Annotated in this window: 23 protein-coding genes; 16 read left to right on the top strand and 7 right to left on the bottom strand. The window is 50.4% G+C overall.

What is annotated here, in order from left to right:
- Window positions 1-71 precede the first annotated feature (71 nt).
- Window positions 72-878, bottom strand: coding sequence for an exodeoxyribonuclease III (gene xthA, locus FEK66_RS10240; RefSeq protein ID WP_130259859.1), 807 nt, complete (start codon window positions 876-878; stop codon window positions 72-74).
- Window positions 879-1323: 445 nt separating this feature from the next.
- On the opposite strand from xthA, the gene astC reads away from it, so the two are divergent.
- The 7 genes from astC to ves all read left to right on the top strand — a co-directional run bounded on the left by astC (window position 1324) and on the right by ves (window position 8938).
- On the top strand, window positions 1324-2544 hold the full coding sequence (gene astC, locus FEK66_RS10245) for a succinylornithine/acetylornithine transaminase (protein ID WP_135494016.1): 1221 nt from the start codon (window positions 1324-1326) through the stop codon (window positions 2542-2544).
- Entirely contained in the window at window positions 2541-3575 is a 1035-nt protein-coding gene (astA, locus tag FEK66_RS10250) for an arginine N-succinyltransferase (RefSeq protein ID WP_130208322.1), read from the top strand. Before astC ends, astA begins: the two co-directional genes overlap by 4 nt.
- Window positions 3572-5050: a succinylglutamate-semialdehyde dehydrogenase gene (astD, locus tag FEK66_RS10255; protein WP_135494014.1), complete on the top strand. Its 1479-nt coding sequence runs from the start codon at window positions 3572-3574 to the stop codon at window positions 5048-5050. The genes astA and astD overlap by 4 nt, the downstream gene beginning before the upstream one ends.
- Window positions 5047-6390 (top strand): N-succinylarginine dihydrolase, encoded by a 1344-nt coding sequence (gene astB, locus FEK66_RS10260; protein WP_130208318.1) that lies wholly within the window; start codon window positions 5047-5049, stop codon window positions 6388-6390. Before astD ends, astB begins: the two co-directional genes overlap by 4 nt.
- The gene (gene astE, locus FEK66_RS10265; RefSeq protein ID WP_135494012.1) at window positions 6383-7351 is read left to right on the top strand and encodes a succinylglutamate desuccinylase; all 969 of its coding nucleotides are present in this window, start codon (window positions 6383-6385) and stop codon (window positions 7349-7351) included. Before astB ends, astE begins: the two co-directional genes overlap by 8 nt.
- 328 nt (window positions 7352-7679) lie before the next feature.
- Complete coding sequence (spy, locus tag FEK66_RS10270) at window positions 7680-8165, top strand: ATP-independent periplasmic protein-refolding chaperone Spy (RefSeq protein ID WP_130208314.1); 486 nt, start codon at window positions 7680-7682, stop codon at window positions 8163-8165.
- Window positions 8166-8362: 197 nt separating this feature from the next.
- Window positions 8363-8938: an environmental stress-induced protein Ves gene (ves, locus tag FEK66_RS10275; protein WP_130208312.1), complete on the top strand. Its 576-nt coding sequence runs from the start codon at window positions 8363-8365 to the stop codon at window positions 8936-8938.
- Here the strand turns inward: ves and cho are convergent.
- Complete coding sequence (cho, locus tag FEK66_RS10280; RefSeq protein WP_130208310.1) at window positions 8898-9785, bottom strand: excinuclease Cho; 888 nt, start codon at window positions 9783-9785, stop codon at window positions 8898-8900. The two genes, ves and cho, sit on opposite strands and share 41 nt — an antisense overlap.
- A 234-nt stretch (window positions 9786-10019) precedes the next feature.
- Entirely contained in the window at window positions 10020-10847 is an 828-nt protein-coding gene (nadE, locus tag FEK66_RS10285) for an ammonia-dependent NAD(+) synthetase (RefSeq protein WP_064529168.1), read from the bottom strand.
- A 200-nt stretch (window positions 10848-11047) separates the two neighbouring features.
- Here nadE and osmE point away from each other — a divergent pair, with 200 nt between their 5' ends.
- The 7 genes from osmE (at window position 11048) to chbG (ending at window position 16943) form a co-directional block, all read left to right on the top strand.
- A complete protein-coding gene (gene osmE / locus FEK66_RS10290; protein ID WP_064529167.1) occupies window positions 11048-11386 on the top strand; it encodes an osmotically-inducible lipoprotein OsmE in 339 nt (112 codons plus the stop codon).
- Window positions 11387-11685: 299 nt separating this feature from the next.
- Window positions 11686-12006 carry a PTS N,N'-diacetylchitobiose transporter subunit IIB gene (chbB, locus tag FEK66_RS10295; RefSeq protein ID WP_000412160.1) on the top strand — a complete coding sequence of 107 codons (321 nt, stop codon included), beginning with the start codon at window positions 11686-11688 and terminating at the stop codon, window positions 12004-12006.
- A gap of 81 nt (window positions 12007-12087) precedes the next feature.
- Window positions 12088-13446, top strand: a complete 1359-nt coding sequence (chbC, locus tag FEK66_RS10300) for a PTS N,N'-diacetylchitobiose transporter subunit IIC (protein WP_130208308.1) — start codon at window positions 12088-12090, stop codon at window positions 13444-13446.
- 53 nt (window positions 13447-13499) lie between these two features.
- Window positions 13500-13850, top strand: a complete 351-nt coding sequence (chbA, locus tag FEK66_RS10305) for a PTS N,N'-diacetylchitobiose transporter subunit IIA (RefSeq protein ID WP_064529165.1) — start codon at window positions 13500-13502, stop codon at window positions 13848-13850.
- A gap of 7 nt (window positions 13851-13857) precedes the next feature.
- Window positions 13858-14700 (top strand): transcriptional regulator ChbR, encoded by an 843-nt coding sequence (gene chbR / locus FEK66_RS10310; RefSeq protein WP_171021378.1) that lies wholly within the window; start codon window positions 13858-13860, stop codon window positions 14698-14700.
- Between the two features lie 119 nt (window positions 14701-14819).
- On the top strand, window positions 14820-16172 hold the full coding sequence (gene celF, locus FEK66_RS10315) for a 6-phospho-beta-glucosidase (RefSeq protein ID WP_130259850.1): 1353 nt from the start codon (window positions 14820-14822) through the stop codon (window positions 16170-16172).
- A gap of 12 nt (window positions 16173-16184) precedes the next feature.
- A complete protein-coding gene (gene chbG, locus FEK66_RS10320; protein WP_135494010.1) occupies window positions 16185-16943 on the top strand; it encodes a chitin disaccharide deacetylase in 759 nt (252 codons plus the stop codon).
- A gap of 139 nt (window positions 16944-17082) precedes the next feature.
- On the opposite strand, the gene katE is transcribed toward chbG, so the two are convergent.
- Window positions 17083-19344 (bottom strand): catalase HPII, encoded by a 2262-nt coding sequence (katE, locus tag FEK66_RS10325; protein ID WP_135494008.1) that lies wholly within the window; start codon window positions 19342-19344, stop codon window positions 17083-17085.
- Between the two features lie 182 nt (window positions 19345-19526).
- On the opposite strand from katE, the gene cedA reads away from it, so the two are divergent.
- On the top strand, window positions 19527-19790 hold the full coding sequence (cedA, locus tag FEK66_RS10330) for a cell division activator CedA (protein WP_130208300.1): 264 nt from the start codon (window positions 19527-19529) through the stop codon (window positions 19788-19790).
- 46 nt (window positions 19791-19836) lie between these two features.
- On the opposite strand, the gene tcyP is transcribed toward cedA, so the two are convergent.
- The 3 genes from tcyP to hxpB form a co-directional block, all read right to left on the bottom strand.
- The gene (gene tcyP / locus FEK66_RS10335) at window positions 19837-21228 is read right to left on the bottom strand and encodes a cystine/sulfocysteine:cation symporter (protein WP_064529160.1); all 1392 of its coding nucleotides are present in this window, start codon (window positions 21226-21228) and stop codon (window positions 19837-19839) included.
- A gap of 132 nt (window positions 21229-21360) precedes the next feature.
- Window positions 21361-21951, bottom strand: a complete 591-nt coding sequence (locus FEK66_RS10340; RefSeq protein WP_064529159.1) for a metal-dependent hydrolase — start codon at window positions 21949-21951, stop codon at window positions 21361-21363.
- 161 nt (window positions 21952-22112) lie between these two features.
- On the bottom strand, window positions 22113-22781 hold the full coding sequence (hxpB, locus tag FEK66_RS10345) for a hexitol phosphatase HxpB (protein WP_135494006.1): 669 nt from the start codon (window positions 22779-22781) through the stop codon (window positions 22113-22115).
- A 146-nt stretch (window positions 22782-22927) separates the two neighbouring features.
- Here hxpB and FEK66_RS10350 point away from each other — a divergent pair, with 146 nt between their 5' ends.
- Window positions 22928-23464 (top strand): YniB family protein, encoded by a 537-nt coding sequence (locus FEK66_RS10350; protein WP_130208294.1) that lies wholly within the window; start codon window positions 22928-22930, stop codon window positions 23462-23464.
- The last annotated feature ends 21 nt before the right edge of the window (window positions 23465-23485 follow it).

Genomic DNA, 23485 nt, shown 5'->3' on the forward strand with positions numbered 1-23485 from the left:
TTACTGACAGTTTGTTGATTTTTCTCAAGGTTAATTCTCCTGACCCAGTGCGAGCCAGGAGAACGGAGAAATTAGCGGCGGAAGGTGGCCCAGACAGGTGCGTGATCTGACGGTTTTTCCATACTGCGGATTTCATAGTCGATGCCGGTTTCTACGCAGCATTCGGCCAGTGGCTGGCTGGCAAGCAGCAGGTCGATACGCAGACCACGGTTATCGTCAAAACCTTTTGAGCGGTAATCAAACCACGAGAAGCGATCTGCCGTTTCTGGGTTCGCATGGCGGAAGGTATCGACCAGCCCCCAACTTATCAGCCTGTCCATCCATTCGCGTTCTTCCGGCAGGAAAGAACATTTACCAGTACGCAGCCAGCGTTTGCGGTTCTCTTCGCCAATGCCGATATCCAGGTCGGTGGGGCTGATATTCATATCGCCCATAATCAGCACCGGATTATCACGTTTGAGTTCGGTTTCCAGGTAGTTTTGCAGGTTCTGGTAAAACTGTGCTTTAGCCGGGAATTTTATGGGATGGTCGCGGCTTTCGCCCTGCGGGAAGTAGCCGTTGATCACGGTGACATTGCCTAGCGGTGAGGGGATTTCCGCCATAATAATCCGCCGTTGTGCCTCTTCGCCGTCGCCTGGGAAGCCACGACGCACGGCAATCGGCGTCTCTTTGGTCAACAGCGCCACGCCGTAATGGCCTTTCTGCCCGTGATAAAACACGTTGTAGCCGAGCTTTGCCACATCTTCGAGCGGAAACATATCATCATGAACTTTTGTCTCCTGCAGGCCAATCACATCAGGCTGGTGCTTGTCGACGATAGCTTCAAGCTGGTGTGGTCTGGCGCGCAGGCCGTTGATATTAAAAGAGACAAATTTCATAGTCGCTGCCATTTATTCTGATAATGAGTGCGTGGATGTTAGCAGAAATTCGTCTGACTTACTGCCTGTTGTTAAGTGATTTGATCGATGGTTGTTAATGATGTCAACGATGGCGCAGAAAATGCCCGCTTTTGGTGCGAGTTGCGTCAGAATGGCGCAGTAATTTCCAGTAAATTTCGCCAATGATCACAATTCCAGAATTAAATTTTACTTCTGCATAACATTGCGTTTTTTATTCTATTTATTCATCCACATGGCAAACATATTCACTTTATATGCACTTAAGGTGCATATCGTTCGGTTGTAACACATTGATTTCCAGTTAGTGACCGTCATTTATGCACTTTTCCCCCTGGCTGGCATGAACCCTGCAATCTACATTTACAGCACAAACATTACTTATTATTAACATATAAATAACGAACTATTTACTGTAGAGGTCGCTATGTCTCAGCCAATTACGCGTGAAAACTTTGATGAATGGATGATACCTGTTTACGCTCCGGCACCGTTTATACCGGTACGTGGCGAAGGTTCGCGCTTGTGGGATCAGCAGGGGAAAGAGTATATCGACTTCGCAGGTGGCATTGCGGTGAACGCGCTGGGCCATGCGCATCCCGAACTGCGCGAGGCGCTGAACGAACAGGCGAGTAAGTTCTGGCATACCGGCAACGGTTACACCAACGAGCCGGTACTGCGACTGGCGAAAAAATTAATCGACGCCACGTTTGCCGATCGCGTCTTCTTTTGTAACTCCGGTGCGGAAGCCAACGAAGCGGCGCTAAAACTGGCGCGTAAATTCGCTCACGACCGCTACGGCAGCCATAAGAGCGGCATCGTGGCGTTCAAAAATGCGTTTCATGGTCGCACGCTGTTTACCGTCAGCGCAGGCGGGCAGCCAGCCTATTCACAGGATTTTGCGCCACTGCCGCCGGATATTCGTCATGCTGCATATAACGATATTAACTCTGCCAGCGCGCTGATTGACGACTCTACCTGTGCGGTGATTGTCGAGCCCATCCAGGGGGAAGGCGGTGTGGTACCCGCCAGCAACGCGTTTTTACAAGGTCTGCGTGAATTGTGTGACCGCCACAATGCTTTGCTGATTTTTGATGAAGTACAAACGGGCGTCGGGCGCACCGGGGAACTGTATGCCTATATGCACTACGGCGTGACGCCCGATCTGTTAACCACCGCCAAAGCGCTGGGCGGCGGTTTCCCGGTCGGTGCGTTGTTGGCAACCGAAGAATGCGCCAGCGTGATGACCGTTGGCACCCACGGCACCACCTATGGCGGCAATCCACTGGCCTCGACGGTAGCAGGCAAAGTGCTGGATCTCATCAACACGCCAGAAATACTTAACGGGGTTAAACAGCGTCACGACTGGTTTGTTGAGCGTCTTCATACCATTAATCACCGCTGCGGTTTGTTCAGTGAAATTCGCGGCTTAGGTCTGCTGATTGGCTGTGTGCTGAATGCCGATTACGCCGGGCAAGCGAAACAGATCTCTCAGGAAGCGGCGAAAGCGGGCGTGATGGTACTGATTGCGGGTGGCAACGTGGTGCGTTTTGCGCCTGCACTGAATGTCAGCGAAGAAGAGGTGACGACCGGACTGGATCGCTTTGCAGCTGCTTGCGAACACTTTGTTAGCCGAGGTTCATCATGATGGTCATCCGTCCCGTTGAGCGATCAGATGTCTCAGCACTGATGCAGCTTGCCAGCAAAACGGGCGGCGGCCTGACGTCGCTTCCCGCCAATGAAGCCACGCTTTCGGCACGTATCGAAAGGGCAATCAAAACCTGGCAGGGCGAACTGCCCAAAAGCGAGCAGGGCTATGTGTTTGTGCTGGAAGAGAGTGAAACAGGTACTGTGGCGGGAATTTGCGCCATAGAGGTGGCAGTTGGGCTGAACGATCCCTGGTACAACTATCGCGTCGGCACGCTGGTCCACGCCTCAAAAGAGCTGAATGTCTATAACGCGTTGCCGACGCTGTTTCTCAGTAACGATCACACCGGCAGCAGCGAGCTGTGCACGCTGTTTCTCGACCCGGACTGGCGCAAAGAGGGCAACGGCTATTTGCTGTCGAAATCGCGCTTTATGTTTATGGCGGCTTTTCGCGACAAGTTTAATGACAAAGTGGTCGCGGAAATGCGCGGGGTGATTGACGAACACGGCTATTCACCGTTCTGGCAAAGCCTCGGTAAACGCTTCTTTTCGATGGATTTTAGCCGCGCCGATTTTCTCTGCGGCACCGGGCAAAAGGCATTTATTGCAGAACTGATGCCGAAACATCCGATCTATACGGACTTTTTATCCCAGGAAGCCCAGGACGTCATCGGTCAGGTTCATCCGCAAACTGCGCCCGCGCGGGCGGTGCTGGAAAAAGAGGGCTTTCGCTACCGCAACTATATCGACATTTTCGACGGCGGGCCGACGCTGGAGTGTGACATTGACCGCGTTCGCGCTATCCGCAAAAGTCGGCTGGTTGAAGTAGCGGAAGGACAACCTGCACAGGGCGATTTTCCGGCTTGCCTGGTCGCCAATGAAAATTATCACCATTTCCGCGTGTTGCTGGTGCGAGCCGATCCGGCGACCGAACGTTTGATTTTAACCGCCGCACAACTGGATGCCCTCAAATGCCACGCCGGGGATCGCGTTCGTCTGGTGCGCCTGTGTGCAGAGGAGAAAACAGCATGACTTTATGGATCAACGGTGACTGGGTGACGGGCCAGGGCGCACAGCGCGTGAAGCGTAATCCGGTATCGGGCGAGGTGTTATGGCAGGGCAATGATGCCGATGCTGCTCAGGTTGAGCAGGCTTGTCGGGCCGCTCGTGCAGCGTTTCCGCGTTGGGCGCGGCTCTCTTTTGGCGATCGTCAGGTAAGAGTTGAACGATTTGCTGTACTGCTGGAAAGCAACAAAGCCGAATTAACGGCGATTATTGCCAGAGAAACCGGCAAACCGCGTTGGGAAGCGGCAACCGAAGTGACGGCGATGATCAATAAGATCGCGATATCAATCAAGGCGTATCACGCTCGCACGGGCGAGCAGCGCAGCGAAATGCCGGATGGAGCGGCGAGCTTGCGGCATCGTCCACATGGCGTGCTGGCGGTGTTTGGACCGTACAATTTCCCCGGGCATCTGCCTAACGGGCATATCGTTCCGGCGCTGCTGGCAGGTAACACGATAATCTTTAAACCCAGCGAACTAACCCCCTGGAGCGGCGAGGCAGTCATGCGTTTATGGCAGCAGGCAGGCTTGCCGTCGGGCGTGCTGAACCTGGTGCAAGGTGGGCGCGAAACCGGTCAGGCACTCAGTGCGCTGGAGGATCTCGACGGCTTGCTGTTTACCGGCAGCGCCAATACCGGCTACCAGTTACATCGCCAGCTTTCCGGTCAGCCGGAAAAAATTCTTGCCCTCGAAATGGGCGGCAATAACCCGCTGATTATTGATGACGTGGTGGATATCGACGCCGCTGTCCATCTGACTATCCAGTCGGCATTTGTCACTGCCGGGCAACGCTGCACCTGCGCCCGCCGTTTATTGGTGAAAAGCGGGGCGCAGGGCGATGCGTTTCTTGCTCGCCTTGTTGCCGTCAGCCAGCGGTTAACGCCGGGGAAATGGGATGACGAACCGCAGCCGTTTATTGGTGGGCTGATTTCTGAACAGGCCGCACAGCAGGTTGTTACTGCCTGGCAGGAACTGGAAGCATTGGGCGGGCAAACGCTGCTTGCGCCACGTTTGCTCCAAGCGGGAACATCGCTGCTGACGCCGGGGATCGTTGAAATGACGGGCGTTTCAGGCGTGCCGGATGAAGAAGTGTTTGGGCCGCTACTTCGCGTATGGCGTTATGACACTTTTGATGGGGCGATAAAGATGGCGAATAACACCCGCTTTGGCCTCTCTTGTGGGCTGGTTTCCCCAAAACGGGAAAAGTTTGAGCAACTGTTACTGGAAGCGCGGGCAGGGATTGTTAACTGGAATAAACCGCTTACCGGAGCCGCCAGTACAGCACCATTCGGCGGCATTGGCGCTTCCGGCAACCATCGCCCCAGCGCCTGGTATGCGGCGGATTATTGTGCCTGGCCGATGGCGAGCCTGGAGTCGGACTCGTTAACGTTGCCCGCAACGCTTAACCCCGGGCTGGATTTTTCCGATGAGGTGGCGCGATGAATGCCTGGGAAGTCAATTTCGATGGATTGGTGGGGCTGACGCACCATTACGCTGGCCTGTCGTTTGGTAATGAAGCCTCCACCAGTCATCGTTTTCAGGTATCGAATCCACGACTGGCGGCGAAGCAAGGCTTACTGAAAATGAAAGCCCTTGCCGATGCGGGATTTCCCCAGGCGGTGATCCCGCCGCACGAGCGACCGTTTATTCCGGTGCTGCGTCAGTTGGGATTCAGCGGCAGCGATGAGCAGGTACTGGAAAAGGTTGCCCGCCAGGCACCACACTGGCTTTCCAGCGTCAGTTCAGCATCGCCAATGTGGGTAGCTAATGCGGCCACGGTAGCGCCATCCGCCGATACGCTGGATGGCAAAGTACATTTCACGGTCGCCAACCTGAACAATAAATTTCACCGTTCGCTGGAAGCCCCCGTCACCGAATCGCTGTTAAACGCCATTTTTAACGATAAAGAGAAATTCACCATCCATTCGGCGTTGCCACAGGTGGCGATGCTCGGTGACGAAGGGGCGGCAAACCACAATCGCCTCGGCGGTCATTACGGCGAACCGGGCATGCAGATTTTTGTTTACGGGCGAGAAGAGGGTAACGGTACGCGGCCTTCCCGATATCCGGCGCGGCAGACCCGCGAAGCCAGCGAGGCGGTAGCCAGGCTGAATCAGGTTAATCCGCAGCAGGTGATTTTCGCCCAGCAAAACCCGGACGTTATCGACCAGGGCGTTTTTCATAATGACGTGATTGCCGTGAGTAACCGTCAGGTGCTGTTTTGCCATCAACAGGCGTTCGCTCGCCAGGCGCAATTACTGGCAAACCTGCGTTCGCGGGTCAACGGCTTTATGGCGATAGAAGTACCGACGTCGCAGGTTTCCGTTCCGGATGCTGTCTCGACCTATCTGTTTAACAGCCAGTTGTTGAGTCGCGATGATGGTTCGATGATGCTGGTGCTGCCACAGGAGTGTCGGGAACACGCCGGAGTATGGCGTTATCTCAATGAACTCCTTGCTGCGGATAACCCGATAAGCTCACTAAAAGTTTTTGATTTGCGCGAAAGCATGGCGAACGGCGGAGGCCCTGCGTGCCTGCGTTTGCGCGTTGTGTTGACGGATGAAGAACGTCAGGCGGTGAATCCGGCGGTGATGATGAACGATACGCTGTTTAATGCGCTCAATGACTGGGTGGATCGTTACTACCGCGATCGTCTGAGTGCTGCCGATCTGGCCGACCCGCAATTGCTGCGCGAAGGGCGGGAAGCACTGGATGCGTTGACTCAATTATTGAATCTCGGTTCGGTTTATCCGTTCCAGCGTGAGGGAGGGGAGAATGGATAATTTTCTCACTCTGACATTAGAGGGTAAAAAACCTGTCATCACCGAGAGAGAAATCAACGGTATTCGCTGGCGCTGGCTGGGGGATGGCGTGCTGGAACTGACGCCATTAATCCCACCGCAAGGCGCGTTGGTAATTTCGGCGGGGATCCACGGTAATGAAACGGCGCCTGTAGAAATGCTGGACGCCTTACTTGGCGCAATTTATCACGGTGAAATTAAGTTACGCTGGCGCTTGTTGGCAATCCTCGGAAATCCCCCTGCGCTCAAGCAAGGAAAGCGTTATTGCCATAGCGATATGAACCGGATGTTTGGCGGACGCTGGCAGCAATTTGCCGAAAGCAGCGAAACCTGCCGCGCCCGCGAGCTGGAACAGTGCCTGGAAGATTTTTATCAGCAGGGGAAGGAGTCAGTTCGCTGGCATCTTGATCTGCATACAGCCATCCGCGGCTCGTACCACCAGCGGTTTGGTGTTTTACCGCAACGAGAAAATCCCTGGGACGAAAGTTTTCTGACATGGCTGGGCGCGGCAGGGCTAGAGGCGTTGGTATTTCATCAGGCGCCCGGCGGCACGTTTACCCATTTCAGCTGCCAACATTTTGGCGCACTGGCGTGTACGCTGGAGCTAGGCAAAGCACTGCCGTTTGGGCAAAACGATCTTCGTCAGTTTGCGCCAACCACCAATGCAATTGCTGCGCTGTTAGCAGGGGCAAGTGTCGGTATAGAGAGAAAACTGCCCCAGCGTTACCGGGTGGTTTCGCAGATTACCCGTCACACTGCTGCCTTCGAGTTGCATATGGCGAGCGAGACGCTGAATTTCACGCCGTTTAAGAAAGGAACGTTATTGGCGCAGGATGATGAGGAACGTTTTACCGTGACTCATGATATTGAATATGTGCTATTCCCCAATCCATTGGTGGCGTTGGGATTACGCGCGGGATTAATGCTGGAAAAAATAACCTAACACTTGCCCGCAGAAAGGTTTCTGCGGGTATTTAATAACGACTTTCGGAATAATACGGATTAATCCTGGATGTTTGCTTTATTTATCGCCATTTATCAGGTATAGTCCTTCATAATTTCTGCAAAATCATTGTGTTGTAATATTTATTCATCAATTTCCTTCAATTTTTCTTTTTTTCTCCATAATTGGCGAAAAAATGTTTTTTATACTTTCATTGATTTACCGTTGCTCTGATTAATTGACGCTAAACTCAGTAAAGTTAATCTCGTCAACACGGCACGTTACTTAAGAAAGCCGTAACAAATAACTGAAAGGAAGGATATAGAATATGCGTAAATTAACTGCACTGTTTGTTGCCTCTACCCTGGCTCTTGGCGCGGCTAACCTGGCCCACGCCGCTGACACCACTACCGCAGCACCGGCTGACGCGAAGCCGATGATGCACCATAAAGGCAAGTTCGGTCCGCATCAGGACATGATGTTCAAAGACCTGAACCTGACCGACGCGCAGAAACAGCAGATTCGTGAAATTATGAAAGGCCAGCGTGACCAGATGAAACGTCCGCCGCTGGAAGAACGCCGCGCAATGCATGACATCATCGCCAGCGATACTTTCGACAAAGCAAAAGCTGAAGCGCAGATTGCTAAAATGGAAGAACAGCGCAAAGCTAACATGCTGGCGCATATGGAAACCCAGAACAAGATTTACAACATCCTGACGCCGGAGCAGAAAAAGCAATTTAATGCTAATTTTGAGAAGCGTCTGACAGAACGCCCAGCGGGAAAAGGTAAAATGCCTGCAACTGCTGAATAATCTTTCAGCCAAAAAACTTAAGACCGCCGGTCTTGTCCACTACCTTGCAGTAAGGCGGTGGACAGGATCGGCGGTTTTCTTTTATGCGCCTGTGCCTGTCATTTTTGCGAAAACGTTAAGGTAAATCATACGAGTTGCCGATAACAATCCACGGTTGCCTGAGCGATAACAATGAAAAGAGCATGCCCGGAGCGAGTATGGAATACTTTGATATGCGTAAAATGTCGGTGAACCTGTGGCGAAACGCTGCCGGTGAAACTCGTGAGATCTGTAGTTTTCCCCCTGCGAAACGTGATTTTTACTGGCGTGCCAGCATTGCGTCCATTGCGGCCAATGGTGAATTTTCTTTATTTCCTGGGATGGAAAGAAGTGTGACTCTGCTGGAAGGCGGTGAGATGCTTCTTGAAAGCGCAGACCGTTTTAGCCATACCTTAAAGCCGTTACAGCCTTTTGCTTTTGCGGCGGACCAGGTGGTAAAAGCGAAACTGACGGAAGGGCAGATGTCGATGGATTTCAACATTATGACGCGCATGGATGCCTGTAAGGCTAAAGTCAGAATTGCCGATCGCACGTTCACCACTTTTGGCTCACGCGGCGGGGTGGTGTTTGTGATTAGCGGGGCATGGCAACTGGGCGAAAAATTGTTAACCACCGACCAGGGCGCGTGCTGGTACGATGGCAAACACACCCTGCGGCTTTTGCAACCGCAAGGCAAACTGCTGTTCAGTGAAATTAACTGGCTTGCAGGCCATTCACCGGATCAAGTTCAGTAATTTCATAGCGACCGGAAAGTAGTGGTTTACAAAGAATTTTATAACCATCGTGATCGAATCCGGCAGGCGTACGGATCAACGTTGCCGCCTCTTCCAGCGAATTAACTGCCCCCAGCCACAGCCAGTTATGAATAATATGGTATTGGGTCATTTCCGGGTGCTGTTCTTTCAACGCAACCGCCCCTTGCCACGGCCAGCAGATCACCCGCAAACGTTCCAGCGACTGGAGCAGACGTTGAGCATGATCTTCATGGCTCTCTTTTCCGCAGCACGCTCCGGCGCAACGTTTTAGCGCCGACCGAAAGCAAGCACGGCCGCGGCTTAACGGTTCCAGCCCGAGCAGGCCATAACAGAGCTTTTGTTCATCGGCGATTGTCTGTAATGCCTGTAATGCCGAGCGGCGATTGGCAAACAGGCCAAACAGGTTTGGCGCAGTAGAAAAATCCACGTCTTTGGCGTACACCACATCTACGCGTTTTTCATTCAGTTGCAGGGCGCAGAGCTGACGATTGCGGCGCAACCGTTTATTAAACAAAGGCTGTTGCTCTTTGATTAGACGCGCTTCAAGGAGCAGAGCGCCGATTTCGCCCGCGGTACATATCCAGCTAATGCGTCGGGATTGTCGCAGCATGGCCGCTTCATCCGGGGTACGTAAATGGGAAAGGACGCGGCTGCGGATGTTAACGCTTTTGCCGATATAGAGCGGCATAGTGTTACTTTCGCCATGAAACAGATACACACCGGGTCGGGTGGGTAAGTCAGTAAGAAATGAACGTAAATGTTCGGGATATTCATAAATTGCCGCCGCTTCAAATTCGAGCCGCGGGGAAGTTAAACGCCGTACCACTGTTTACTCCGAGTGCTGGTCATTTATCCAGTATAGCGGGTGGGTGGCGATTAAAAAAGAGGCAAGGCCGATGACAAATTTAAACTGCCAGATGCGCTACGCTTATCAGGCCTACTCGATTCCTGCAATGTATTGAATTTGCAAAGTTTTGCAGGCCGGATAAGGCGGTTACGCCACATCCGGCATGAATAAAGTATTTGGTGTCGACAATCTCAGGCGGGGAGGCCGCACTGTTTATTTTTTCCAGAAATCATCGAAAACCGTAATGGGTGGGCGGCGTTTATGCTCGGTTTTCAGATACCAGTTCTCAATCGTTCTGGCGACCTGTTCCGGGACATTTTTCCCTTCCAGATAGTCATCGATATTTTCATACGTTACGCCGAGCGCGACTTCATCTGGCAGTGACGGGCGGTCATCTTCCAGGTCGGCTGTTGGGGCCTTCTTATAGAGATGCTCAGGGCAACCTAACGCCGCCAGTAACTGTTTACCCTGACGTTTGTTCAGACGATACAGAGGGTTAATGTCTGTGCCACCATCACCATATTTAGTGAAGAATCCAGTAATGGCTTCTGCCGCATGATCGGTGCCAACTACGACGCCATTAGTCATACCCGCAATGCTGTATTGCGCTTTCATCCGCTCACGTGCTTTTTCATTGCCACGCACAAAATCGCTCAGTTCGATACCCGCTTCCCGCAATGCCTGTTCACTGGCGAGTACCGCGCCCTTGATATTGACGGTTAATACGCGATCCGGCTGAATAAAGGCAATGGCGTCCTGGCAATCTTGTTCGTCGGCCTGAACACCGTAGGGCAGGCGCACGGCGATAAATTGCAGTGATTCATTACCGGTTTCCTGGCGCAGTTCATTAATTGCCATCTGACACAACTTACCGGCAAGGGTAGAGTCCTGACCACCGCTAATGCCGAGTACCAGTGATTTAATGAACGGGTAGGTTTGTAGATAGCTTTTCAGAAAATCGACGCTACGACGAATTTCCTCTTCAGCATTAATCTGCGGTTTTGCGCCCAGCGCCTTTATTATTTGTTGCTGCAATGTCATTGAACCCCTCCAGACAGAAAAATAAAACTTCCTTAAAGCTAACCCGTTGCTACAGAAACGACAAGCGACAGCAGGTTGAATGGTGGTTAAAACGTCATACAGGAATCCTCTGAAAGCGAAACCGTTTCGCTCTCAGGCTTGAAAAAGCCCCCGATGTATTCCAGGCTTATCTAACACGCTGATAAACAAGAGGACGGAATATGAACAAGAATATGGCAGGAATTCTGGGTGCAGCGGCGGTATTAACCATGCTGGCAGGTTGTACGGCGTATGATCGTACCAAAGACCAGTTTGTACAGCCTGTGGTGAAAGACGTCAAAAAAGGCATGAGCCGGGCGCAGGTTGCACAAATTGCGGGTAAACCTTCGTCTGAAGTGAGCATGATCCATGCTCGTGGTACTTGCCAGACCTACATTCTGGGTCAACGTGATGGTAAAGCAGAAACCTATTTTGTCGCGTTAGATGATACCGGGCATGTGATCAATACCGGCTATCAGACCTGTGCCGAATACGACACTGATCCGCAGGCTGCGAAGTAATTCCTTCATCTGAAAGCTTGAGTCACAACGAAAACCGGCCATTGTGCCGGTTTTTTTATGCGCGTGTTCTTATTTGTTGACGCGAATTATTTAACCGAAATGTGAAGGTGGTCATAACAGCAGGTCAAGGAGAGACAATTTGTATAGTCAAAGAAATACTATTGCTCAGGTCAATACCGTATACTCTTTTCAGCCACCAAAAAAAGTCATGTTGGTTTCGCAAGTTACCCAGAGCATGGAAGCAGGTGAAGGCTTGCGGAGTGTCTGGCTGACAGATAATCGTTGATGAGGGCAGTTTTATGGAAAAGAAACACATTTATCTGTTTTGTTCTGCGGGCATGTCTACCTCTTTACTGGTATCAAAAATGCGCGCTCAGGCAGAAAAATATGAAGTTCCGGTCATTATTGAAGCATTTCCAGAAACGCTGGCTGGTGAAAAAGGGCTGAATGCCGATGTCGTTTTATTAGGGCCACAGATTGCTTATATGTTGCCCGAAATTCAGCGTTTGTTACCCAATAAACCGGTGGAAGTAATTGACTCGCTGTTATATGGCAAAGTCGATGGTTTAGGCGTGCTTAAGGCTGCAGTTGCAGCAATTAAAAAAGCCGCAGCAAATTAATTTTTAAATTTTCCCGTCAAAGAGTTATTTCATAAATCTATACCGCGATATTTAATTTGCGGTTTTTAAGGGTATTTTTCTATGAGTAATGTTATTGCATCGCTTGAAAAGGTACTCCTCCCTTTTGCAGTTAAAATAGGAAAGCAGCCGCACGTTAATGCAATCAAAAACGGTTTTATTCGCTTAATGCCGTTAACCCTCGCAGGGGCGATGTTTGTATTAATTAATAACGTTTTCCTTAGCTTTGGGGAGGGGTCGTTTTTTTATTCCTTAGGTATTCGCCTCGACGCCTCGACCATTGAAACACTCAATGGTCTGAAAGGTATTGGCGGAAATGTTTATAACGGAACATTGGGGATTATGTCTTTAATGGCACCGTTCTTTATCGGCATGGCGTTGGCAGAAGAGCGTAAAGTCGATGCGCTGGCAGCGGGATTGTTATCCGTTGCGGCGTTTATGACCGTCACGCCTTATAGCGTCGGCGAGGCTTATGCCGTCGGCGCTAATTGGTTAGGCGGCGCGAATATCATCTCCGGGATTATTATCGGCCTGGTGGTGGCAGAAATGTTTACCTTTATTGTCCGCCGCAACTGGGTAATTCGACTGCCCGATAGCGTACCTGCGTCGGTATCGCGTTCTTTCTCTGCATTGATTCCCGGCTTTATTATTCTTTCCGTGATGGGGATTATTGCCTGGGCGCTGACGACCTGGGGCACAAACTTCCATCAGATCATTATGGATACTATCTCGACGCCGCTGGCATCGTTGGGCAGTGTGGTCGGCTGGGCGTATGTGATTTTTGTTCCACTGCTGTGGTTCTTCGGTATTCACGGCGCGCTGGCGCTGACTGCACTGGACAACGGCATCATGACGCCGTGGGCGTTGGAAAACATTGCGACCTACCAGCAATATGGTTCCGTCGAAGCGGCATTAGCTGCCGGTAAGACCTTCCATATCTGGGCCAAGCCGATGCTGGACTCCTTTATTTTCCTCGGTGGTAGTGGCGCGACCCTGGGCCTGATTTTGGCTATCTTTATTGCTTCTCGCCGTGCTGATTATCGTCAGGTGGCAAAACTGGCTCTGCCGTCCGGCATCTTCCAGATTAACGAACCGATTCTGTTTGGTCTGCCGATTATTATGAACCCGGTGATGTTTATCCCGTTTGTGCTGGTACAACCGATTCTGGCGGCAATTACCCTGGCGGCATATTACATGGGCATTATTCCACCAGTGACCAACATTGCGCCGTGGACCATGCCAACCGGTCTGGGAGCCTTCTTTAACACCAACGGTAGCGTCGCCGCCTTACTGGTCGCACTCTTCAACCTCGGTATCGCCACGCTGATTTATCTGCCATTTGTTGTGGTGGCTAACAAAGCACAAAACGTGATTGATAAAGAAGAGAGTGAAGAAGATATTGCTAACGCGCTGAAATTTTAATCGATATCGGCACAGGTAACGCTGTGCCGGGTAAGGAAAGTGAGGAACTGAGTATGATGGATCTCGACAATATCCCGGATACGCAAACCGAAGCCGAAGAACTGGAAGAAGTGGTGATGGGGCTTATCATCAACTCCGGGCAGGCGCGTAGTCTGGCGTATGCGGCGCTGAAACAGGCAAAGCAGGGCGATTTTGCGGCAGCAAAAGCGATGATGGATCAGTCACGAATGGCGTTGAATGAAGCGCATCTGGTACAGACGAAACTGATTGAAGGCGATGCGGGCGAAGGTAAGATGAAAGTGAGTCTGGTGCTGGTCCACGCTCAGGATCATTTAATGACCTCAATGCTTGCACGTGAACTGATTAGCGAATTAATTGAGCTTCATGAAAAATTGAAGGCATAAGGAGTTGATGATGCAGTCAGTGATTAACGCGCCGGAAATTGCCACAGCCCGTGAACAACAACTGTTTAATGGCAAAAACTTCCATGTGTTTATCTACAACAAAACTGAGAGTATCAGTGGGCTGCATCAACACGACTATTATGAATTCACCCTGGTGTTAACTGGTCGTTATTACCAGGAGATAAACGGTAAACGCGTGTTGCTGGAGCGGGGCGATTTTGTCTTTATTCCGTTGGGCTCGCACCATCAAAGTTTTTATGAGTTTGGCGCCACGCGTATATTAAATGTTGGGATCAGCAAACGTTTTTTTGAGCAGCATTATCTGCCGTTGTTGCCTTATTGCTTTGTCGCATCACAGGTATACCGGACCAATAGCGCTTTTCTCACCTATGTGGAAACGGTCATCTCTTCACTGAATTTCCGTGAAACCGGGCTGGAAGAGTTTGTTGAGACAGTGACTTTTTATGTTATCAACCGCTTACGTCATTACCGTGAAGAACAGGTAATTGATGATGTGCCTCAGTGGCTGAAAAGCACGGTTGAAAAGATGCATGATAAAGAGCAGTTTAGTGAAAATGCGTTGGAAAATATGGTGATACTGTCGGCGAAATCGCAGGAATATTTGACGCGTGCGACCCAGCGATATTATGGCAAAACGCCAATGCAAATTATTAATGAAATTCGCATTAATTTTGCCAAAAAACAACTGGAAATGACCAACTATTCGGTAACAGATATTGCATTTGAAGCCGGTTATAGTAGCCCCAGTCTGTTTATTAAAACGTTTAAGAAATTGACCTCGTTTACACCCAATAGCTATCGTAAAAAATTGACTGAATTTAATCAGTAGCCATTGTATCAGAACACTAAATTTACATGCTTGCTCTGTATAACCTGGTGTTTCCGGGTTATTCCTGACTTAGCGGCAGGCACGACGAATATCAGTATTTCCTAATGAAGGGAGAAATTATGAGCCAGAAATTAAAAGTCGTCACTATTGGTGGCGGGAGCAGCTATACCCCGGAATTACTGGAAGGGTTTATTAAACGTTATCACGAATTGCCGGTGAGTGAATTATGGCTGGTGGACATCGAAGAGGGTAAAGCGAAGCTGGATATTATTTTCGATCTCTGCCAGCGGATGATTGATAACGCTGGTGTACCAATGAAGCTTTATAAAACGCTTGATCGCCGCGAAGCATTGAAAGATGCCGATTTCGTCACCACCCAGCTGCGCGTAGGTCAATTACCAGCACGCGAACTCGATGAACGTATTCCGTTAAGTCATGGTTATCTCGGCCAGGAAACCAACGGTGCAGGTGGCCTGTTTAAAGGTCTGCGTACTATTCCGGTGATTTTTGACATAGTCAAAGATGTTGAAGAACTCTGCCCCAATGCCTGGGTGATTAACTTTACGAACCCAGCGGGAATGGTCACCGAAGCCGTTTATCGTCATACCGGATTTAAACGCTTTATCGGCGTGTGTAATATTCCGATTGGCATGAAGATGTTTATCAGCGATGTTTTAGCGTTGAATGAGAACGATGATTTATCTATCGATCTGTTCGGGCTGAACCACATGGTGTTTATTAAAGATGTTCTGGTAAATGGCAAGTCTCGCTTTGCCGAATTGCTTGATGGTGTGGCATCCGGGCAGTTAAAAGCGTCTGGCGTAAAAAATATTTTCGATCTGCCGTTTAGCGAAGGCTTAATTCGCTCACTGAATCTGTTGCCGTGCTCGTATCTGCTTTATTACTTCAAGCAAAAAGAGATGCTGGCGATTGAAATGGGTGAGTATTATAAAGGCGGCGCACGTGCACAGGTGGTACAGAAAGTCGAGAAACAACTCTTTGACCTGTATAAAAATCCGGACCTGAAAGTTAAGCCGAAAGAACTGGAACAGCGCGGCGGGGCATATTACTCAGATGCGGCGTGTGAAGTGATTAATGCTATCTACAACGACAAGCAAGCGGAACATTACGTTAATATCCCGCATCATGGGCATATTGATAATATTCCGGCAGACTGGGCGGTAGAAATGACCTGTACACTGGGGCGCGATGGCGCGACGCCACATCCACGCATTACACACTTCGATGACAAAGTGATGGGCTTGATTCATACCATCAAAGGTTTTGAGATTGCCGCCAGTCACGCAGCCCTTAGCGGTGAATTTAACGATGTGTTACTGGCGCTCAACCTTAGCCCGCTGGTGCATTCCGATCGTGACGCGGAACTGCTGGCAAGAGAGATGATTCTGGCGCATGAGAAGTGGTTGCCAAACTTTGCTGACTGCATTGCAGAACTCAAAAAAGCACATTAACTGAGGCTGATTATGGAACGCTTACTGATTGTTAATGCCGATGACTTTGGCTTAAGTAAAGGCCAGAACTACGGCATTATCGAGGCCTGTCGTAATGGTATTGTCACCTCAACGACGGCGCTGGTGAATGGGGAAGCTATCGACCATGCGGTGCGGTTAAGTCGTGATGAGCCGAGTCTGGCAGTTGGGATGCACTTTGTCCTTACACTGGGTAAGCCGCTGACTGAGATGCCTGGGCTTACCCGGCAAGGTGTGTTGGGGAAATGGATCTGGCAGCTGGCAGAAGATGATGCCTTACCACTGGCAGAAATTTCCCAGGAACTCGCCAGCCAGTATCTGCGATTCATTGAATTGTTTGGCCGCAAACCAACACATCTTGATAGTCATCATCATGTGCATATGTTCCCGCAGATTTTCCCGATTGTGGCGAAGTTTGCGGCTGAAGAGGAGATTGCGTTGCGTATTGATCGCCAGCCAGTATTTAACGACGGTGATTTACCCGCAAATCTGCGCAGTTCACAGGGTTTCAGTAGTGCATTCTATGGTGAAGAGATCAGTGAATCACTGTTCCTGCAAGTGTTGGATGATTCCAGTCATCGCGGTGAACGCTCACTGGAAGTGATGTGCCATCCTGCGTTTGTCGATAATACAATTCGCCAGAGTGCTTACTGTTTCCCACGGTTAGCGGAACTGGATGTGTTAACGTCGGCGTCGTTGAAGTATGCCATTGCCGAGCGTGGTTATCGGTTGGGTAGTTATCTGGATGTGTAGGTAAGGCTGTTTTGCCGGATGCGGCGTAAACACCTTGTTCGGCATACAATATATTGAAATTTCAAAGCATTATGAGCATCCGGTAAGCCTGATAAACGCAGCGCGTCAGGCAAAGGTGGCGCAATTGCGCCACCCATATTTACGCCGGAATTTTGTCAATCTTAGGCATACGTGACCAGACGCGGTGCGCCGCCATTAGCGTTAACAGTTCATCCATAAAACTACCGTCGGCGCTGTCGGCTTCCACAACCCCTTCTTCACTTTTGTCATCCACCTTAATTGTCGCTTTGAACTTGCGGGCGTCTCCCGCCAGCGCAATCGGTTTAAGGTGTTTGTAGGCTTCCATCAGGTAATAGTTCGCATCGCCGTTGTCTGCGATATCCGCAATATTACCGCAAGGGACAATGACCGCATCCACCGTCAGCGAAGGCGCTCCGGCAAAGGTAGCAGCAATTGGCAATACCGTGCCGTCATCGGCGGTTACTTCGCCCATCCGTGAATAAAGCAGCTTGGCATGAACGCCTCTGGCTTTCAGCGCCTTGAGAATGGCCAGCAGGTCTGCCGATCTCACTTCATCATTAAGCAAAATCGCTACCACACGGCCTTTGACATCACCGTCAGGAATGGCATACAGGCTTAATGTTGGGGCATTTTTCAGACCGTTGATGTCTGGTGGCGGGGTAATATTCAGTTGTTCATCAGTTAGTTCAATACCGAGATTTTCCGCCACAGCCTGCGCCAGAGCGAGATCGATATGTGCCAGTTGATCAACGACGCGTTCACGAATATACGGACGAGCAACTTTGCTCAATTCAAAGCTGAAGGCGTCGATAATGTGGCGCTGTTCAAACGGCGTCTGGCTTAGCCAGAACAGACGCGGATGGGAATAATATTCGCCAAACGATGGGCTGCGTTCGCGGACTTTGTTGCCTTCAACACGTTCCTGGTATGATTCAAATCCGCCGCGTTTCGGCCCCGGCGGTGTTTCGCGCGGCCAGTTGTCGTTGATCGAGTTTGGTTCGTAGTTTGCCGGATTGGTGTCGATTCCCATGCGGTGCATGCCGTCACGCTGGAAATTATGGTAAGGGCAGATCGGGCGGTTAATCGGAATTTCATGGAAATTTGGCCCACCAAGACGACTAATTTGTGTATCGGTATAAGAGAACAAACGCCCCTGCAATAACGGGTCGTTGGTGAAATCCAGACCGGGGACAATATGCCCTGGATGGAAAGCTACCTGTTCGTTTTCGGCAAAGAAGTTATCCGGGTTGCGGTTAAGCACCATTTTGCCGACGCGCTGTACTGGCACCAGTTCTTCCGGAATAAGTTTGGTTGGATCGAGAAGGTCGAAATCAAACTTGAATTCGTCTTCTTCCGGGATTAACTGGAAGCCCAGTTCGTATTCCGGGAAATCGCCTGCTTCAATGGCTTCCCACAGCTCACGGCGGTGGAAGTCCGGGTCACGTCCGGTGAGTTTCTGCGCTTCATCCCATACCAGCGAGGCTTTACCTGCCAGCGGTTTCCAGTGGAAACGCACAAACGTCGCTTTCCCTTCGGCGTTAATCAGGCGGAAAGTGTGGATGCCGAAACCTTCCATCGTACGGTAGCTGCGCGGGATCCCGCGATCCGACATCGCCCATATCACGTTATGCAGCGTTTCCGGTTGCAGGGAAACATAATCCCAGAATGTGTCGTGGGCGCTACCTCCCTGTGGGATCGCCCAGTGCGGTTCCGGTTTTACCGCATGAACAAAATCGGGGAATTTATGCGCATCCTGAATAAAGAAGATCGGCGTGTTGTTGCCGACAAGGTCAAAAATACCCTCTTCAGTATAGAATTTGGTGGCAAAACCGCGGATATCACGCACGGTATCTGCCGAGCCAGCACCACCCTGAACGGTAGAGAAACGGACAAATACTGGGGTGATTTTGTTCGGGTCAGACAGGAAGTCGGCTTTGGTAATATCGCTTAAGTTTTTATACGGCTGGAAATAACCATGAGCCGCAGATCCTCGCGCATGAACAATACGTTCCGGGATACGCTCATGGTCAAAGTGAGTGATCTTCTCGCGCAGAATAAAATCTTCCAGCAGCGTTGGACCACGGCTACCGGCACGCAGTGAGTTTTGATCGTCAGCGATGCGCACGCCCTGATTGGTGGTCAGCGCATAATTTTCACTACCTTTACGTACATCTTGCAGGGAATTGAGTTTTTCATTACGCGTATCAGGGGCTTTCAGACTGCCTGGCGCGGTCGGCTGCGCGCCTGGCGGGGTCGGTTCAGCCGCTGGGCGATGAGAGCCGTCCTCAGGTGCCAGTGAGTCCATTCCTGGTTTCGCTTCGTTCGAGTCGTGCAGGGGGGACTGGTGCTGATGTGGGGTCTTTTCGTTATGTTGCGACATTGAACTCGTCTCCTTATTTCATTGCTGAAAGGGCCGCTTTTTTGGTCAAAAAACCCTCTAACTATAGACCATCGGGGATGTCTCGATCTGGAGGTGGTGTCGGCGAAAGTATTTGAAGATGTACGCAAAGCAGGACGGACGTGGGCTAAATCGGCTAAACTACATTTTTTCTGATTTTTAATATGCGTTTAGTGAAGCCAGTAATGAAGAAACCGCTACGTCAGCAAAACCGCCCGATTATTAGCTATGTCCCGCGCACGGAACCTGCGCCGCCGGAGCATGCGATTAAAATGGATTCGTTTCGTGATGTCTGGATATTACGTGGCAAATATGTAGCGTTTGTTCTGGTGGGGGAGTCATTCTTGCGCTCACCGGCGTTTAGTGTGCCGGAGGCGGCCCAGCGCTGGGCGAATCAGATTCGACAAGAGAATGAGGTCGAAGAGTAAAAAAACGCCTGTCGGGATGACAGGCGTTTTGCGTTATAAGCAAGGGTTAACGGTGAGCCAGTTCGGCATCATCTTCGCTATCCAGAATGGATTTATCGGTCTGCTTCAGCCACTGGCTGGTCAGTGTACCTGCGGTCATAGAACCGCTGACGTTCAGTGCCGTACGGCCCATATCGATAAGTGGTTCAACGGAAATTAACAATGCCACCAGCGTTACCGGCAAGCCCATTGCAGGGAGTACAATCAGTGCGGCGAATGTTGCACCGCCACCAACGCCTGCAACACCTGCTGAACTCACAGTGACGATACCAACGAGTGTCGCAATCCACATTGGGTCTAGCGGATTAATGCCAACCGTAGGCGCAACCATCACTGCCAGCATTGCCGGATACAGCCCGGCACAGCCGTTTTGACCAATGGTCGCGCCGAAAGAAGCGGCGAAACTGGCGATGGATTCAGGAACACCCAGACGACGCGTTTGTGCTTCTACATTCAGCGGAATAGACGCAGCACTGGAGCGACTGGTGAAGGCAAACGTCAGCACTGGCCAGACTTTACGGAAGTATTTCAGTGGGCTTACGCCATTAATACCCAGCAGAATGCCATGCACTGCAAACATAATGATAAGACCGAGGTAGGACGCGACAACGAAGCTACCCAGTTTAATGATGTCTTGCAGGTTGGAGCCAGCAACGACTTTGGTCATCAGTGCCAGAACGCCGTATGGCGTCAGTTGCATGACCAGGCGAACCAGTTTCATCACCCAGCTTTGCAGCGTATCGATAGCGGTTAAGACTCGTTCACCTTTCGGCGCATCATCTTTCAGCAGTTTCAGTGCTGCAACGCCCAGGAAAGCCGCAAAAATTACCACGCTGATAATTGACGTCGGATTGGCACCGGTCAGATCGGCAAACGGGTTTTTCGGGATAAAGGACAAGACAAGCTGCGGAACGCTCAGGTCAGAGACTTTACCGACATAGTTGCTTTCGATAGCGTTCAGACGCGCAGTTTCAGCGCCACCCTGAACCAGCCCCTCAGCTGTCAGACCAAACAGATTAGTGACCAGTACACCGACCAGCGCCGCAATCAGCGTGGTAAACAGTAGCGTACCAATAGTCAGAAAACTGATTTTGCCTAGTTGAGACGCGTTATGCAGACGGGCAACCGCACTTAAAATGGAGGCAAATACCAGCGGCATGACGATCATTTGCAGTAGCTGAACATAGCCGTTACCGACAATGTTAAACCACTGAACAGAATCTTTAAGTACCTGGCTGTCAGAACCATAAATGGTATGCAGGGCAAGGCCAAAAACCACACCCATCACCAGACCTACCAGCACTTTTTTGGCCAGACTCCACTGTTTGTGGCGGGTTTGGGCCAGCGCAAACAGCAGCACAACGAACACTATGATGTTCGCAATTAATGGAAAGTTCATCCCCGTTCTCCTGATCTTATTATTTCTATCGCTACGCAGTAGCCATAGTGTTGAAGCAAGATTAACAGAACTGTGAGCTGGCTCTTATATTCAAATGGAATGGCTTATTCCAGAAAAGCGATTTTTGTTTTTTTAGTATTCAACCTGATGCTTAATAAGGCGATGAAACTCGATCTGCAAGGTATTAATCATTTGCGATGACCAACGCACGGCACTGTTTTCGGGCAGTGAATGGGGCATCCACACTGACCAGACAAACAACGCCATGCAGAGAAAACGTTCTAACTGGTTGCCTTTTTGTGGAACCAGAATTGGCAGACGGAAACGCCATCGGCACGGCCAGAGTAGGGGAACGCCAGCAGGGGTCAGCATATCAGCAAGGATATGACTCAAATAACCGAGAACCATACCTTGCAGAGCATCAGCTGGAATAAACCAGCTTTCCGGAACTTTCAGATAAAAGGTCGCCAGTAGAGCAAACACCGCCAGCAGACTGTGGGTAAAGCCACGGTGACCAAAAGCGCGGGCAATGGGTTTTGATATCCACTTTAATCGCTGCCCAAGAAACGACTTTGGATGGTCAATATCCGGTAACAGACAAGTTAATATTGCGGAAGGGACAATATGCCACCAGTCACCCTGTGCCAGCACGGGTGTAAGCTCGGCATTTTTAGCAAACACCGCACAAGCAATAGAAAAGAGGAGGTGACCTTCCGCCGTCATGATAAAACTCACTAAACTGTCGATACGTACAGTATAGGGTTTTTGTACAGTGCGCGGAAGTGGTGACGGTGTAACTCTTCATCATAATATGATGATAAAATCATCAGTTGAACGTGATTTCAGATAAGCAACCAGGGGCCGTGTCACCACGCCCCTTTTTATTAGCCGAGGAGGTCCTTCGTGGTGAGTTCTGTCAAGGATGAAAGTTTTACATTCGCCAACACAAAACGTGGATCATTTTGCGCTTCTGGTGCTGGAACGACGATGGAGCGCATTCGAGCTGCCTTCGAGGCGATCATGCCATTAACAGAGTCTTCCAGCGCCACGCAGGCGACTGGGGCAACGCCCAGTTTTGCTGCACAGTCGAGATAAACCTGCGGATGTGGCTTGCTATAAGGCAATTTTTCGGCGGAGGCGAGGGCATCGAAACTGTCACGTAGGTCAAACATGGCCAGCACTTTTTCAAGCATATGCAGCGGTGACGCTGAAGCCAGGCCAACCAATAAGCCCTGCGCTTTACATAAAGCAACGGCTTCTCGCACGCCAGGCAGTAGTGGACGCGTCTCTTCAACCAGCGAAATGGCACGGGCAATTACCCGATCGACCACTTCCTGACGACTCGGTCCATTCCACGGTTGCCGGGCATACCACAGATCAACCACCATATCGATGCGTAAACCTAAGGTGTCCGGTAGCTCATTACGACGGGAGATGTCCACCCCCAGGCTTGCCATCACATCCAGTTCGGCCCGATCCCATAATGGTTCGGAATCGATAAGTAATCCATCCATATCAAAAATTGCAGCAAGAATCTGTCGTGGGGTTGACATTACAACCTCTCCTTTAGAGCATTATGTGTAAGGTATTAAGCAGTGCTTATGATTAAGCGCCTATCATATCGCCTTTAAAGAATGGGCGAAAACAGATATCTACAGGTAAACTAAGTGAATCGACGCGTCTTAATCCAGGAGAACTCATGACGTATCAACAAGCTGGACGCATTGCTATTTTGAAAAGGATTTTCGGTTGGGTGATTTTTATACCAACACTTGTTTCCACGTTGATTTCCTTGCTGAAGTTTATGAATATCCGGCAAGAAACCCAGGAAGGCATTAATGCGGTAATGCTCGACTTTGCCCATGTCATGATCGATATGATGCAAGCGAATACGCCTTTTTTGAATCTGTTCTGGTATAACTCGCCGACGCCCAATTTTAATGGTGGTGTGAACGTTATGTTCTGGGTGATCTTTATCCTGATTTTTGTCGGTCTGGCGTTGCAAGACTCTGGAGCACGCATGAGTCGTCAGGTGCGCTTCTTGCGCGAAGGCGTTGAAGATCAACTCATTCTGGAGAAGGCTAAAGGGGAAGAGGGGTTAACGCGTGAACAGATCGAGTCGCGCATTGTCGTTCCACGCCATACTATCTTCACGCAGTTTTTTTCACTCTATATCCTGCCGGTAATTTGTATTGCTGCGGGATACGTGTTCTTTTCTCTGCTCGGTTTCATTTAATACAAAGGCCGCGCGGTGCGG

It is taken from the genome of Escherichia sp. E1130 (assembly GCF_005781065.1).
Taxonomy (GTDB): Bacteria; Pseudomonadota; Gammaproteobacteria; order Enterobacterales; family Enterobacteriaceae; genus Escherichia.

Bases quoted from the DNA above. Each gene is read 5' to 3' on its own strand.
- xthA (WP_130259859.1), bottom strand. From the start codon at position 878: ATGAAATTTGTCTCTTTTAATATCAACGGCCTGCGCGCCAGACCACAC.
- astC (WP_135494016.1), top strand. From the start codon at position 1,324: ATGTCTCAGCCAATTACGCGTGAAAACTTTGATGAATGGATGATACCT.
- astA (WP_130208322.1), top strand. From the start codon at position 2,541: ATGATGGTCATCCGTCCCGTTGAGCGATCAGATGTCTCAGCACTGATG.
- astD (WP_135494014.1), top strand. From the start codon at position 3,572: ATGACTTTATGGATCAACGGTGACTGGGTGACGGGCCAGGGCGCACAG.
- astB (WP_130208318.1), top strand. From the start codon at position 5,047: ATGAATGCCTGGGAAGTCAATTTCGATGGATTGGTGGGGCTGACGCAC.
- astE (WP_135494012.1), top strand. From the start codon at position 6,383: ATGGATAATTTTCTCACTCTGACATTAGAGGGTAAAAAACCTGTCATC.
- spy (WP_130208314.1), top strand. From the start codon at position 7,680: ATGCGTAAATTAACTGCACTGTTTGTTGCCTCTACCCTGGCTCTTGGC.
- ves (WP_130208312.1), top strand. From the start codon at position 8,363: ATGGAATACTTTGATATGCGTAAAATGTCGGTGAACCTGTGGCGAAAC.
- nadE (WP_064529168.1), bottom strand. From the start codon at position 10,847: ATGACATTGCAGCAACAAATAATAAAGGCGCTGGGCGCAAAACCGCAG.
- osmE (WP_064529167.1), top strand. From the start codon at position 11,048: ATGAACAAGAATATGGCAGGAATTCTGGGTGCAGCGGCGGTATTAACC.
- chbB (WP_000412160.1), top strand. From the start codon at position 11,686: ATGGAAAAGAAACACATTTATCTGTTTTGTTCTGCGGGCATGTCTACC.
- chbC (WP_130208308.1), top strand. From the start codon at position 12,088: ATGAGTAATGTTATTGCATCGCTTGAAAAGGTACTCCTCCCTTTTGCA.
- chbA (WP_064529165.1), top strand. From the start codon at position 13,500: ATGATGGATCTCGACAATATCCCGGATACGCAAACCGAAGCCGAAGAA.
- chbR (WP_171021378.1), top strand. From the start codon at position 13,858: ATGATGCAGTCAGTGATTAACGCGCCGGAAATTGCCACAGCCCGTGAA.
- celF (WP_130259850.1), top strand. From the start codon at position 14,820: ATGAGCCAGAAATTAAAAGTCGTCACTATTGGTGGCGGGAGCAGCTAT.
- chbG (WP_135494010.1), top strand. From the start codon at position 16,185: ATGGAACGCTTACTGATTGTTAATGCCGATGACTTTGGCTTAAGTAAA.
- katE (WP_135494008.1), bottom strand. From the start codon at position 19,344: ATGTCGCAACATAACGAAAAGACCCCACATCAGCACCAGTCCCCCCTG.
- cedA (WP_130208300.1), top strand. From the start codon at position 19,527: ATGCGTTTAGTGAAGCCAGTAATGAAGAAACCGCTACGTCAGCAAAAC.
- tcyP (WP_064529160.1), bottom strand. From the start codon at position 21,228: ATGAACTTTCCATTAATTGCGAACATCATAGTGTTCGTTGTGCTGCTG.
- FEK66_RS10340 (WP_064529159.1), bottom strand. From the start codon at position 21,951: ATGACGGCGGAAGGTCACCTCCTCTTTTCTATTGCTTGTGCGGTGTTT.
- hxpB (WP_135494006.1), bottom strand. From the start codon at position 22,781: ATGTCAACCCCACGACAGATTCTTGCTGCAATTTTTGATATGGATGGA.
- FEK66_RS10350 (WP_130208294.1), top strand. From the start codon at position 22,928: ATGACGTATCAACAAGCTGGACGCATTGCTATTTTGAAAAGGATTTTC.